The organism is Komagataeibacter rhaeticus, assembly GCF_003207855.1.
In the GTDB taxonomy this organism is placed as follows: Bacteria; Pseudomonadota; Alphaproteobacteria; order Acetobacterales; family Acetobacteraceae; genus Komagataeibacter; species Komagataeibacter rhaeticus.
Genome location: NZ_NKTZ01000001.1, coordinates 126,351 through 140,558 on the forward strand (window position 1 = coordinate 126,351; position 14,208 = coordinate 140,558).

Genomic DNA, 14,208 nt, shown 5'->3' on the forward strand with positions numbered 1-14,208 from the left:
CATGCAAAATACTCAGGATCAGAATTGCGGATTTTGTATGAACCGTGATGGGTCTTTTTTCTAATACTGGCAAATGAATTCATATGGGGTGAGCCTGCGCAGTGTCTTGAGCCTGCGAGCGAAATTGTAGGCGACGACGAAATCGCTGAGGTGCTGGCGCAACCGGTTGTGCGTTTCGTAAAGGAAGCGCTTGACCGTTGCCTCCTTGATCGTCCGGTTCATGCGTTTGACCTGGCCATTCGTCCACGGATGTCGGGGCTTTGTCAGGCGATGCTCGATATCGAGGTCGGCACAGGCCACTTCGAAAGAATGGCAACGAAACAGGACGCCATCGGCCTGCATGGCTTTGATATCCTCCGGTGTCCATCCGTCGCCGGTCGGATCGGTGAAATGCGTGTCGTTGTCGGTCAGCACGGTATGGATGCGGTATGGAACCGTAGCGGCAAGGGTGTGCAGGAAGTCACCGGCAATGCGACGTGTTGCTTTCTGGTGCAGTTGGACAAATGCGAATTTCGACGTCCGGTCAACCACCACGAAGAGATAGAGGCGCCCCATTTCGGTGCGGACTTCGGCGATGTCGATATGAAAATAGCCGATCGGATAAGTCTTGAACTTCGCGCGCTTCGGCTTGTCGCCCTCGGTGTCGCGGGCAGTCGGCTGATCCCATGGCGCTGAAGACAACGATGCAATGAAGAGCGCGTCAGACGCGGGATCGTCACCTGTAGCGCGTAAAGACAGTCATCCAGGGGCAATAATGTTGTATGGCGACGGAACGCCACGACGATGCCCTCCCCCTCGATCGACAGGACCGTCGAAAGAGGAGCCTTCGGGCCAGTGCGCCGATCCGCCGTATCGGGCCGCCCCTTCCATTTGGCAACCGTCTTCGAGTTGATCCCGTAGCGTTTCGCCAGAGCCCTCAGGCTCTCTTGACTATGCTGTATCGCTCGACGGACTGCCGCTGTCGTCGTGACGTTCCCGTGGTGAACTTGGCCATAGCGCTTCCTTCCACTCTCGTGAAAATAATGCACCATCACATCCTGGGGCTAAACATCTATTTTAAGAATTCACACACAATAATATAATAAAAATTCACATGAACTAAAGAGAATGGTAAAGATCGATACCTTCTTCAACACTACTACATTCAATCATTTTTTTATTATGTATAACTGCACTTCTGTCACATATTTCTTTAATGAAGTTCATGTCATGAGAAACGATAATCAGTGCCCGATCTGCGCGTTTGGTAAAAAGTTCATCGCGGCAGCGTTGATAGAAGCGGGCATCGCCAACCATAATTACTTCATCAATAAGATAGCAATCAAATTCGATTACAACAGAAAGCGCAAAGGCCAGTCGTGCCCGCATGCCAGACGAATATGTTTTTACAGGATCAAGAAGCTGCTTTCCCAGTTCTGAGAAATCATCAACATATTTACGTGTTTTCTTATAATCCAGATTATAGATACGGCAGATAAACCGGAGATTATCAAGTCCGCTCAGACTGCCCTGAAACGCGCCGCCAAATGCAAGGGGCCAGGAAACAGACATGCTCTGTTCAATCCGGCCCGAGGTTGCCAGTTCAACGCCGCCGATAATCTTGATCAGCGTGGATTTGCCTGCGCCGTTACGTCCCAGAATACCAAGCTTTTCGCCCCGTTCGATCTGGAAGCTGACACGGTCCAGTATGCGACGGGAGCCTTTGTCGATATGGTAGTCTTTAACGATATCTATACAGCGCAGCATGATGGATTCTTTTTTGCAAATTACGTCATGAAACGGATCGGACCATCTAGTGCAGATTGCGTTCCTGAGCACTGGCAATAAGAAGCTTGCCCATCACGTACAACCCGAGCAGGGACATAAACACGATGCTGAGAACCAGAAGATTGCGGGGGTATTCGGGCCAGTCGGGTGCATTGGGCTGGGCAACTTCATCCACATAGATCATCTGCTGGTTGGCCTGCTGCTTGGCAGCTTCAAGCGATGCAACATTACTGGCCAGGATACGCTGCTGCAGTTCGCGTTGTACCATCAGGTCATCATAGCCGGTAATTTTGGGAACAAGCGACTCATCGGAACCTGTAATCAGTTTGCCGGATTGCTTTATCTGTTCCTCTAAAATGGCAGCCTGTCGCTTGTAGGCGGCAATCAGGGGGCTGTTCGGCGCTGATTGCTGCAACTGGTTCAGCTGCATGTTTGTGGAAGTCAGCATGTTCTGCAGATTGGTTACAAAGCTGATCATCGGGGTAGATTGCCGCAGGGGATCAATCAGGGCCACGACATTACGGTATTCTGCCAGTTTCTGGTTGATTTCGCGCAGCTTCGCCTCTGATGCCTGCACATCAAGTGAGGTCATATGAATCAGGTTCTCACGCTGGCGCCGATTGATTTCGTTCACCAGGTTTTCGCCAGCATTCAGAAGGGCACGGGCAACATTCTGGGAATCAGCTGCGCGGAAAGTACGAACCGTCAGAATGGAAATATTGGTTTCCGTATCCTGCTCAACCAGTACATGATTCTGGTAGTATTTATAAAAATGCTCGAAGTCTTTCTTGAATCCAAGCCCGGACAGACCGGAAAAGCGGGCAATAAAGTCAGCTTCCGGACGTGTGTAGACATCAAGCAGGTTATTCTGCTTGATCAGAAGTTCGGCTGCGTCGCGGGATTGGAGATAGTCCTGGACTACATATGTATTTTCTGAGGAAACCCCGCCTCCTCCGCCGCTGGATTGCAGGATATTGCTCAGTGAGATGCCCGACTGTGATGAATGGCCGCGCACCACGAAATGTGCTTCTGATATATATTGAGGTGTAGCGATTAATGTCAGGTACAGTACTGTCAGTAAAGTCGGTGCAATAACGAATATAATGAAATACAGATTGTCCCGTATCCGGTTCTGAATTCCGCCCAGCAGCCGTGCCAGCACGGAGACATCTTCGGGGCGATACGACCCTTCATCAGGAGCATGTAGATCGGTATTCATAAAATGGACTTCCGGGAGAGGAGAGAGGAGGGTGTCTTGCTGTAACAGCTATGGAAGGTATTTCTGATGGTCCTGCTACTTTTTGGGCGCGGCTTTTATCTGACAATCCATGCTGCTGCAATTCCCGGTGCAATGACCGTACTGATGAGGCTGAAGAATTTATAGAATTTGTTACTGGCGGCATTGGCTACATAAATAAGGTCCCTGTCCCGCATAATGAATTTCTGCGCAAGGAAATAGTTGCTGGGGTTCATCATGTCTATCTGATAAACCACCGGTGCCGTGGGGGCACTTGTGTCAACCGATATGCCCATGCGCTGAAGGACATCCGTGTGCTCGAAACGGAAGAGATAGACGGCATTCGGGTCGGCGCGTGCATCCGATGGGCCACCGATGAGGGAAATCGCATCCGTCATTGTCAGGATCGGTGTCGGGAACTGGATCTGGTTTACGTGCTCACTCGCACCAAACGATGTAAAGGTACGGGGTTCATATGTTAGCTGGACCCGGTCACCCGGCTGCATGACGATATTCTGGCTGGGGTCATCCTCGACGACCTTGAGAGGGACTTCGGTCACGCGACCATTGCGGGTCAGGCGGACCATATAGTCCTCGTCCATCTGGTTCTGGACCTGATTCTGGGTCTGACTGGCATGTTCCTGTCCGCCCGCCAGTGCGATGACATCCAGGATATGCTCCCGGTTTGGCGTGAGCGGAATGCGACTGGGGCGCCGGACACCCCCGTAAACCATCACTGAATTGGCAATATCCGTTGCAATCCGGACCATGACCTGGGGGGCGGCAGATTTCTGCTTCAGCCTGGACTGGATGGCCTGGGCAGCCTGGCTGGCCGTCATGCCGGCTACATTGATCTGGCCCACAAACGGAACCTGAACGTTGCCATTACCATCCACGCCCAACAGGGGAATGGGGGAGGGCTGGGCAGCCCCCAGCAGACCATTGCCGGAACTGCTGCTTGCCGCGCTCATGGCTGAACTGGATGAACCAAAGAGCGCGGTCCCAACTTCATAGACGGCAACCTGAATGACATCGCCGGGGCCAATCGTATCATTGGTGCTGGTGCGCATCGGATGGGGATCGGCGCTGTCCAGACTGCTGAAAAGAGGGGGGGCCTCGCTTTGCAGGGATGAGATCAGCTGTGGTGTAATGGGGATGATGCTATAGCCAACCGCATTTTTTTTTGGATTACGCTGGGAACTGTTGATCCGTGATTCGGTCGGGCCACTATCGGGTAAGGAATTGCAGCCTGACAGCAGCAGAAGTCCCCCGGTCAGTGCGATGATCCATCTTCTGTTTCGAACATGACGTTGATGTGGCTTCAACTCTTTTGGGAAACAGAAGATTGTCAATTTAGCACCGTGTCTGAGAATTATGGCAAAAAACGGTTGGAATCGAAATAACCTCATGCATCATGCATACTACCAAGAGGCACAGGCACTATCAACGGATCGCCTTTTATCAGGTTTTCTGTAGGCTGACCATATGCAGAATACGCATGTTGTATCCATGGGGCCCGGTTAACCAGTGGGTATCATTGCTGCAGGCATGCAAGAATATGCATCTGCCGATAGGGTGTTCGAAACAGGCCGTGGCGCTTTCGGCCAGACAGGTCGCATAACACTGATTGCCGTTCAGCTGGAAGCATCCGATCTGTAGCCCGTTATTCAGAACGCTGCAGAAGCATTGCCTCCTTAAAGGAGTGTGGTTCCTGAAATATTTCATTCATATCAATGCGTTGTATCTGAATAGTTTCTTACGTCCAGAGGAGTATTGCAGTGACATGCACGACCCTGAAGCGTTTGAACATGCCACACCGTACAAGATCTCTTTAAAGGCGGTTGCCTCAGGCTGCGACCTGCCCGTAAGGGTTCGGGTATGATCGCCGGCCTGCCGGATGGCTGGCGACATTCATACCTGCATGGTCGGCCCGTTGCATCCGAAGCCAATGGGGTGGCAGAACAGTCAACCAGCGCAGGGCTATTATAGGTCGGTCACAGCACTGCGCAGGTATGTTGCCTTTTTAATCGAAACGGTTGCGTGGATGATTCCAGTCCAGACGTTTCTGGCGCACCAGTCCGTAAAGCATGTTTTCCAGATTGCGTGCAATGTGTTGCCAGTCATGGGCCATAAGCCAGTCATGCATGCCGGCCTGTATGGCGCGGCGTTTTTCCGGGCTTTCCAGTAATGGCGCAATGACTTTTGCCAGCTCATCAGGATCATTGTTATCGGCCCAGGCGACCGCACCCTCCAGTTCCGAGAAAATTTTCACGCGGGTGGCGACCAGCGGCACCATGGTGGCAAGCGCGGTCCGTACCGCGCCGCTGGCGGAATCATCACTTTCGTCATAAGGCAGAACAATTACGTCACAGCCCTCAAGCAGGGTTTCGATTTCTGCTACCGGCAGAAAATCAAGATGCCACTCGATGGCATCTTTAAGACCGGCTTTTGCCGCCACTTCACGGCAATGGTCGATAACCTGATCATGACTGCCGTCAGGGAAGCGGGCGTTGACCAGCCTCAGTTTCAGGCCCGGCCACTGGCGGCGCAGTTTTGCAACGGCCTGAATCAGCCTGTCGATCCCCTTGTGACGGAAGAAAAAGCCGTGACAGCCGATAACGGGCGCGTCGTTTCGCTTCAGGATGCGGGGCCAGGGAGTCTGTTTTGGTGCAAAGGCCCCATGGGGGAAGAGACCCAGATTACGTTGCACGCCCAGACTGACAAGATAGTTCATGTCATCGATATTGTGCACAAGAACGCGGGACATCTGGTTCAGTCCCTGTACGGTCTGCTCGATTGTCTGTTTGTCGGCACGCCGTAGATTGCGGGCATTATGAAGGATGACGACGGTCACGACATCGGAAAGACGTGGGTCCTGCCCCAGTCTGGCCAGTTCGTTCCATGCCATCAGCCCATCCTGATGCTGGATGACCAGCGCTTCAACCCCGTGCTCCACGGTGGCTGCGGCAACATCGTGTGCTGTGTCCTGAACATAATCCCATACGAGTGTAAAGGCGATGGGATTGCTGTTCTTTTCTGAACGATGATCGGAGAAAACAGTAATATTCTGTTGCTGCTCATCGCTCATATGGTCGATCAGGTAATTGGAATACTGCGCAATGCCACATTTTATATTCCAGGTGCTGACCCACCCGACCCTGGGCGCTGTCAGGTCCTGCGGCTGGAGCAGGTCACGCACCATGCCACTGAAGCGGCGTACCCATGCGGTATTGTCATTTTCCACATTGCCTGCCACCAGCGCCGCCTGACGCCGCTGCTCGATCAATGCGATATTGGCGGGGTCGGTATATTCGCGCAGGGCAGCCGTCAGGTCGTCCACATCCGGTTCCACCCATAGCGAATGTGAACCTGCGACATGACTGCCGGAACGGGCAAAGGTGAAGCGGATCAGCCTTGCCTGATGCGGCCCGCAGAAATCCCTCTGCCCCCCGTGGCCGGTCACGATCAGGGGCAGGCCCGCCACCATCGCTTCAAGTGCGGGCAGGTTATAGCCCTCCCCGCGTGTGGGCAGGACCATGACATCAGCCGTCCTGTAGAACGTCAGCAGTTCCTCTGGTTCCACATCACGATTGATGATCTGGACGGGAGCCATGGCCGGATATTGCCCGCGCAGGGCATCCAGTTGTTCCTGCACGTCGTTATGGGGGTTGGGGAAGGTCTTGATGACCAGTTCGACATCATCTTTTTTCGTAAAGGCCCTGGCCCATGCGGCAAGCAGGACATCCACGCCCTTGCGGGGAAAGCACGACGAGATATGCAGGAAGCGGCGCATCGGCCGGGTAACGGGCTTGCGCTGGCGCGCCAGTGCCCGTAGGGGGTCAAGCTCAACCGGCTGGCCGATCGTGTCTATGGGCAGGCGGCAGCCGGACAGGCTCAGCGCATCCGTAACGCACTGGGCTGGCGAGATGATCGCATCGAACCCGTTGGTGAGGGTCTGGACGATATCGGACGGAACGCGGGTTTCCTCCCATGCAAACAGGGAAAGTGCCAGTCGCGGATGCGATGGAGGCGGCATGACCGGCCAGTGCTGGCTGATGATCACTTCGCGGTTCGGATCGGGCTGTGGCCGTGCGCACAGATCGATCATCAGCTGCTTTTCGTCGGCCGGAACGCCTTCGGTATGGCTGATGGGGTCGGTCTCGAACGGCAGGAAATGTGTGCGCTTCGGGTAAGCCTGTTCCAGTGTGGTGGCGACGGCACGGTTGATGATTGCGAGGCTGTAGCTGCCCAGCAGATGACCCATGACGGTATACTGCATCGACACTTCACTGTCCGATGCCGTGATCACCTGCTGGTCTAGTGCCTCCACGGCCTGGTCCACCGTAGCGGATGCCTTCACCGGGGTAATGGTCCCGGTCTGCTCCCTGTTTTCACAGTCGGCCGGACGGCCTTCCAGCGAGAAAATGCCGAGTGCCCTGCCCTGCCCGGACAAGCGGCTCAGCAGTTCCGTAAGCTGGATATTTGAGACCTGTTTTTCCCATGCCGATGCGGGAATCACCACGGAGAGCGACTGTTCCGTCGTGGCTTCCCTGGCCCATTGCAGGATCAGGTCCGCAAGTGCTTTATCGCATCCTGACTGTGCGGCAATCCTGCCAGCGGCGAAATAAAGCGCCGTTGCCCCAAATGCCTGGGCCTGCTGCCATGCCGCCTGCGGCTCAAGGGTGGCATACAGGAAATCCAGCCCGATGATGCGGTCCCCCGGACGTGTGGACAGTATTTCATCTGGCAGGTAGAAATTTCTTATGCCTGCCAGCCTGCCCGTAAACTGGTTGGCAAGCATGAAATGCTCACCCGCGCCATAGACGGCATAAACATCCTTGCCACCCTGCCGGAACAGGGTGGCAAGCTGCTGCCGTGCCATGGAATCAAGGCGCCGGATGGCGCCAGGCGCGGCATAGGCTGTGACATCAATGAAAAGGCGTGGTGCCCGCTCGATGGCCCCGTTATGGGCAAGTGCGATTGCAACCGCCCCCAGATCGTCTGAATCCGCCCGTATTTTCCGCACGCTGCCCGGCAGGATCGCCTGGACATGGGAAAGCTGTGAAGGCGTGCTGCGGATGGGTTCGTTTTGCGCCGCCATTATGGCTTCGACCCATGCCCTGATCGGTCGGGAGGGCGGCAGCATGGTCGGTTCTACCCGTTGGGCACCGTTTGTGCCCAGGGGGCCGATAGTATCGGCAATTTCGCGTGAAAGGTCTGTGCGCGTGTCGCCTGCTTCCACAACGGGGCGCTTCAGTCCGCGTGCATCGCTCAGGCAGCGTTCCGCCAGCTCTTCGGGCAGATCCGAACCGAGCAGGATAAGATCCGCGGCAGACAGCAGGCCGCGATAATGCGGGGTCAGCGGACCTGTAAAGGTGTGAATGCCGCCCTGCAGGAGCGTGGGCTTTTCCGACGCCGGTGCGACCGCCCTTTCGCCCGTTACATGGATAACCATGCGTGCATCGGGCAATGTGCGGCCAAGGCCACGGAAGGCTGCCAGGAAACTGCCAACCGTAATACTGCGGGACATCACGACGGCAACAAGTGGTGCATCATCGGCAACCTGCGCAAAGCTGCGGTAATGCGCTGCCGCATGTTTGTCACCGGACAGGGGGAGCAAAGGCAGGGCCGCGCTGCCTTCCGGCAGGGTCCGCAGGGCGTACAGGGAAAGACTGCTGCCCGCCAGTTCCTTCCACTGCGCCAGGGTGCCCGGATCCTGTCTGGCCGTGACAAGCCCGGCCAGGCCCTGGGAGGCGACGATGTCACGCTGCATCGTGGGTGTCAGGATGGCAGTGCCAGCCTCCCCGTCATCGATGGATTCCAGCGGGCGCATCTGCATGAAAAGACCGGGATGGGCGGCCATGGGGGCGGACAGCACCGGGGCGTCATGGCAATCCCCCGCGTAAAGGATCTGGTCGAACTGCGAGGCATCCCAGTCCAGTGCCTCCAGTGTCCGGCATTCGACCTGTGCGGCCGTCCACTGGTCCAGATGGTCGTCGGGTGTCATGGAATACAACGTGACGTCGCATCCGGCACTCAGGGCCGAAACCAGACCGGACAGGCGGCCCGCCACATGGCTGTCCGTATCCATCCGCGCACAGACAAGGGCAACGCGGGGACGCTGTGGCAGGATGGGCTGCTGCGCAGGCTGGCGCGCGCGGGACTGCGCATGCAGTTTTTCAAAGGCAGAAAGGATGATCCGGGCGGGGCGTGTCCATGTGAAGGCCTTGGCCCGCTCGATGCCATACGCACGCAGGTCCTGCTGAACCGCTGGATTGCCGAGGACCCGCTCCATTGCCTGCCCGAAGACAAGGGGGGAGGAGGGATCAACCAGCATGTCCGCACGCCCCACGACTTCCGGCAGGGATGTCGTATTGGCGGAAATGACCGGCGCGCCACAGGCCATGGCCTCAAGCGGGGGCAGGCCGAATCCCTCGCTCCATGCGGGGAAGGCAAACAGGGAACAGGCGGCATAGAGTGCAACAAGATCTTCGTCAGAGACAAAACCCGTCAGCACCAGGGTATCGGCTGGCAGTCCCTCTGCCCGTACCAGCTTGTCAAGATAGGGACGAGCATCCGCGTTCATCTTGCCCACGATGACAAGTTGATGGCTGCTTCTGACCTGTCGGGACATGCTGCCGAAGGCCGCGATAAGCCCTTCAAGGTTCTTGCGATATTCAAGCGGGCTTGTGTTGAGGACAAACGGCCTTGATATCCCCAGGCGACCCAGCAGGGCCGTATGGTCCGTACTGCCCGGCTTGGGGAGGGTAAACCGATGGTCGATGCCATTGAGGGCGGTTATGACCTTTTCCGGTTCCACGCCTATGCGGTTCCTGACCTCGCCCGCCACGAAATCGGAAATCGCGATCAGCAGATCGGCCTGTTTTACGGTGCTGATACGGCGCGCATAGGCATCCTGGTCATTCTGGGCCGGAATATAGCGTTTGGGATCTTCCAGCGGGATCAGGTCATGGATGGTGACTGCGACCGGATAGGGCGCGGGATCAATCGAGACGACCACATTGTCCCACAGCCCCTCAAGGGGGCTGGGGATGAATACCATGTCGGGCTCAAGCCGTGAGATGAAGGCCGTGCGCAGGATCTCGGCGGCGCGGGTGCGCCAGGCATTGTCCGGGCTGGCGGCTTCCACGCTGTCCGTCAGGCTGCAGACGTAAATGGAAGTCTGGGGCAGGAAACCGGCCAGTTCCTTGCGAACATAGTCGACAGAGCCGGGAAAGCGGTCCGTCAGGAAAATCAGGAACTCGTGTTCCTTGCCGACGGTAATCATTTCCTTGGTCAGGCTCATGGCATAACGGCCGATGCCACGGTGGCGACTGCCATTCTGGCATGACTGCAGATCAATGACGATACGCATGGAGTCCGTTATTCCTTGTATGCCAGGGAGCCTGCGAGGAACCTGAAAATGGTGCCCTGTCCGTGGTCCAGTCCCGGTTTCTCGACAAGCCTGCGCCGCCCGCCGCCTTCGGAAGCAAGGGAGGAGGCGTCAGGCGCTGATGCATCCATCCGCAGGTAGGCCCCCGACAGGTCGGCTATCTGGTCATCAGTCAGGTCACCGCTGATTGCGCGTATTTCTCTTTCTGCAGCGGGCAGGCCCGGCCTGAGCCGCCATGCCGCCAGATAGGCCCCCAGCGCGGAATCTATACGCCCCTGCTGCTTAAGTGCGGCACCCAGATGGATATAGAGTTCCGGATCGCGGGGTGTCAGGAGCAGGGCGCGCCGGTAGCAGTCAACCGCTTCATCCGCCTTGTCCTGCTCCCGTAGTGCATGGCCAAGCTGGATCAGGAACCGGACCTGGCCGGGCGCGTATTTCAGGACTTTCCTATAGCTGTTTTCCGCCTCGGGCCAGGCCTTCCTGCGGGCTGCCGCCCGGGCCTGCCTTAATGACAACGCCATGCGCAGGCGTGCCAGCAGGCCGGGGGCGTGTCCCTGCACTTCCGTGCTGGTCAGGCCGCCGCGCAGGTGGCAGGCATCGCGGGCAGTATCATCCTTGACGCCGACACTGCGCAGTTCGTCGCGCATGTCACTCAGGCTGCCGTCCATGGCCAGCGCCCGGGCAAAATAGGCGGCGGCTTCCTTCCTGTATCCCCGCAGCTTCAGGAACAGCCCTGCCTGCCTCTGGGCATCAATGTAATGCGGATTGGTATCCGCGGCATGCAGGTAGGTTGTCAGGGCCGCATCGAAGTCCTCATTTTCCTTGAGGACGTGTCCGAGCTGGATCTGGTCCTTTACCGATGGATTACGTTGTTTACACAGTTCCCGATAGTACCGGGCGGCTTCACCCCACTGGCCACTGCGGGCTGCCTTACGCGCCTTGGAACGCAATTTCTGATTTCTGAGCATATCAATTCAGGATGAATGTGAACCAAAGTAGGGGCGGGGACAGTCCCAAAGATATCGCATTGTGCTTTCAGAAGAAAGGGGTGATTATAACGCACTGATTTATTTGTGTTATTTTTGAGCATTCCTCCGGTTTCATCGCTGGTGACCATCTGTCCGGCAACATCCGCCGTGGGAGGGATTGTGCGTCATCGTCCTGCCAGCGATGGCGCAATCATGAATTGCAACATGACATGGCAGAACGGCAGCAGGGAATACTTACTGAACAAGAATGTATTTACGGACACGCAGGCACAGATAGAAGCCAGCAACCATCAGGAACAGATTTATGCCAAAACAATACGCGATGTTGTAATGAGAGTGCGCATTCAGGCCAAACTGGCCTTCGCGTATCATTTCAATATTATCCACACTGGGGGATAGCATCATGTACCAGCGGTATTTGGGCGGAAGCCAGCTGACCATGGTGAATGCGCCCGTGAAGGGCAGCGACAGATAGCTGAAAACCCCCATTACCTTTTCAATAAGTTCCGACATTTCGCTAAGGGACGCGAAGATCATGGCGGTTGCCGTGCAGAATATGGCATGAAATGCCAGGCCAAGATAAAGCATGCCGTAATATTGGGGCGGCTTCATGAAACCCAGGAAAATTGCGCCGCAGGCGACAAGCAGGCCGGCCATCAGGGTGCCGATTATTTCCAGCCCCGAACGTGCCAGGATGATCGTGACGGGTGTCACCTGACGGTGGAAAAGCAGACTGCCGTTCGATTCAAACGCCTTGATCGACTGGCCAAGACAATGGCGCCACATCGTAAGGGGAACGTACCCCGTAATCACGATGGCCGTCATCGGGAGGCCATGTTCATGCGAGGGGCGGATGGCCGTCCACAGGATCGCAACACCTGCGCAGAACAGGATGGGTTCCCCGAGCACCCAGAGGAAGCCGATGTTTTCGCGTCCGTACCGTGTATGGATCTCGCGCATGATCAGGGCATAGATGACGCGTAGCTGGCGACCGAAAGCAGCCTTCAGATTCTGGTAACTGCTCTGCCTGGCTTCGGATGTTCTCATCGAATGGTGTACTTTCGTCTGTTGACCATCAGAGTGGCTCCTGTCCCCTGGTAAGCATCATCAAGTGGATTTCCAGCCCCCGGTTCACGGCGCGGACGGAACTAGGGTAGCCAGGATGATGCCAGTCATCCAAATGCCGACAGGCCGGTCCGCCGATTGGGCGCTGTTATGGCCATATCTTTACAAATCTGTCGAGAGGCTTGACAGCGCATGGTTAAAGGTATATAACTTTTCCATATTCCAGCAGACTTAAAGTTTTTGGCTGGAATTCCCACCTTATCCGTTAAGCAGCATCAACCATCTTGATTGTGACATGGGTCAGGGTCCTGCACATCAGTGCACCCTGTTCAATGAGTTGCTGGCTTACCGTCTTCCTTTCGTGAACTGCCCACTTAATTTAGGCATATCCTGCATGCAACTCGCCGAACTCAAGGCCAAATCTCCAGCAGACCTTCTGGCTTATGCTGAAAGTCTGAATATTGAAAACGCATCATCTCTTCGCAAGCAGGAGCTGATGTTCACGATCCTCAAGACCCTGGCCGATAATGACCAGGCCATCTACGGGGACGGTACGCTTGAAATCCTGTCCGATGGTTTCGGTTTCCTCCGCTCGCCAGAGGCCAATTACCTTCCCGGACCGGATGATATCTACATTTCTCCCAGCCAGGTCCGCCGCTTCGGACTGCGTACCGGTGATACGGTGGAGGGCCAGATCCGGGCCCCGCGTGATGGCGAGCGGTATTTTGCCCTGCTCAAGGTCAATGCAATCAATTTCGAACCGCCCGAGGCGGTGCGCCAGCGCATCAACTTTGACAACCTGACCCCGCTCTATCCTGAGCGCAGGCTGAAGATGGAAGTCGAGAACTCGGCTGTTGGCGGCGCGGATGAGGCCCCCACCAATGGCAAGGGAAAGGGCAAGGCGCCGAACCGGGATTTCACGTCGCGCGTGATCGACCTGGTTTCTCCCATCGGGATGGGCCAGCGCGCACTGATCGTGGCGCCGCCGCGTACCGGCAAGACCGTGATGCTGCAGAGCATCGCGTCCTCTATTTCTGCCAATCACCCCGAAGTCTTCCTGATCGTGCTGCTCATTGACGAGCGTCCGGAAGAAGTGACGGACATGGCCCGCTCCGTGCGGGGGGAAGTGGTGTCCTCCACCTTTGATGAACCCGCGACCCGCCATGTGCAGGTAACGGAAATGGTGCTGGAGAAGGCCAAGCGTCTGGTCGAGCACAAGCGTGATGTCGTGATCTTGCTGGATTCGATCACCCGTCTGGCCCGTGCCTATAACACCGTCGTGCCCTCATCGGGCAAGGTGCTGACCGGTGGTGTGGATGCCAACGCGCTGCAGCGCCCCAAGCGCTTCTTCGGTGCAGCCCGTAATATCGAGGAAGGGGGATCGCTGACCATCATCGCCACCGCCCTGATCGATACCGGCAGCCGGATGGACGAGGTCATCTTTGAAGAGTTCAAGGGTACGGGTAATTCCGAACTGATCCTTGACCGTAAGCTGGCTGACAAGCGGACCTTCCCGGCCATTGACATCACCAAGAGCGGTACCCGTAAGGAAGAACTGCTGGTTGATCGTGCCGATCTGGCGAAGATGTGGGTCCTGCGCCGTATCCTCGCCCCCATGGGCACGATGGATGCGATGGACTTCCTGCTCGACAAACTCAAATACAGCAAGACCAATCATGATTTCTTCGATGCGATGAATACCTGATCGCACCGGATTATCGTGACGACAGAAACCCCGGCCTTTCAGCCGGGGTTTT

7 protein-coding genes and 1 pseudogene are annotated in these 14,208 nt (G+C 56.3%); 1 reads left to right on the top strand and 7 read right to left on the bottom strand.

Translation table 11 applies throughout. The features are described 5' to 3' along the window. Positions 1–60: 60 nt before the first annotated feature. The 7 genes and pseudogenes from CFR78_RS00605 to CFR78_RS00635 all read right to left on the bottom strand — a co-directional run bounded on the left by CFR78_RS00605 (position 61) and on the right by CFR78_RS00635 (position 12,433). Positions 61–1,031: pseudogene (locus CFR78_RS00605) on the bottom strand (IS481 family transposase). 67 nt (positions 1,032–1,098) lie between these two features. Then, positions 1,099–1,746, bottom strand: a complete 648-nt coding sequence (locus CFR78_RS00610) for an ABC transporter ATP-binding protein (RefSeq protein ID WP_034930510.1) — start codon at positions 1,744–1,746, stop codon at positions 1,099–1,101. 46 nt (positions 1,747–1,792) lie between these two features. Then, positions 1,793–2,986: a capsule biosynthesis protein gene (locus CFR78_RS00615; RefSeq protein ID WP_034930507.1), complete on the bottom strand. Its 1,194-nt coding sequence runs from the start codon at positions 2,984–2,986 to the stop codon at positions 1,793–1,795. Between the two features lie 95 nt (positions 2,987–3,081). Continuing rightward, on the bottom strand, positions 3,082–4,356 hold the full coding sequence (locus CFR78_RS00620; protein WP_007397177.1) for a polysaccharide biosynthesis/export family protein: 1,275 nt from the start codon (positions 4,354–4,356) through the stop codon (positions 3,082–3,084). A 671-nt stretch (positions 4,357–5,027) separates the two neighbouring features. Next, positions 5,028–10,379 carry a glycosyltransferase gene (locus CFR78_RS00625; RefSeq protein ID WP_034931243.1) on the bottom strand — a complete coding sequence of 1,784 codons (5,352 nt, stop codon included), beginning with the start codon at positions 10,377–10,379 and terminating at the stop codon, positions 5,028–5,030. An 8-nt stretch (positions 10,380–10,387) separates the two neighbouring features. After that, positions 10,388–11,347 (bottom strand): tetratricopeptide repeat protein, encoded by a 960-nt coding sequence (locus CFR78_RS00630; RefSeq protein ID WP_034931240.1) that lies wholly within the window; start codon positions 11,345–11,347, stop codon positions 10,388–10,390. Positions 11,348–11,620: 273 nt separating this feature from the next. Continuing rightward, on the bottom strand, positions 11,621–12,433 hold the full coding sequence (locus CFR78_RS00635; protein ID WP_007397171.1) for an ABC transporter permease: 813 nt from the start codon (positions 12,431–12,433) through the stop codon (positions 11,621–11,623). A 412-nt stretch (positions 12,434–12,845) separates the two neighbouring features. On the opposite strand from CFR78_RS00635, the gene rho reads away from it, so the two are divergent. Then, a complete protein-coding gene (rho, locus tag CFR78_RS00640; protein WP_034931237.1) occupies positions 12,846–14,156 on the top strand; it encodes a transcription termination factor Rho in 1,311 nt (436 codons plus the stop codon). Positions 14,157–14,208 lie beyond the last annotated feature (52 nt).

What these genes read in the sequence shown, in the direction of transcription:
- CFR78_RS00625 (WP_034931243.1), bottom strand. Translation starts at nt 10,379, where the DNA reads ATGCGTATCGTCATTGATCTGCAGTCATGCCAGAATGGCAGTCGCCAC.
- rho (WP_034931237.1), top strand. Translation starts at nt 12,846, where the DNA reads ATGCAACTCGCCGAACTCAAGGCCAAATCTCCAGCAGACCTTCTGGCT.
- CFR78_RS00610 (WP_034930510.1), bottom strand. Translation starts at nt 1,746, where the DNA reads ATGCTGCGCTGTATAGATATCGTTAAAGACTACCATATCGACAAAGGC.
- CFR78_RS00615 (WP_034930507.1), bottom strand. Translation starts at nt 2,986, where the DNA reads ATGAATACCGATCTACATGCTCCTGATGAAGGGTCGTATCGCCCCGAA.
- CFR78_RS00635 (WP_007397171.1), bottom strand. Translation starts at nt 12,433, where the DNA reads ATGAGAACATCCGAAGCCAGGCAGAGCAGTTACCAGAATCTGAAGGCT.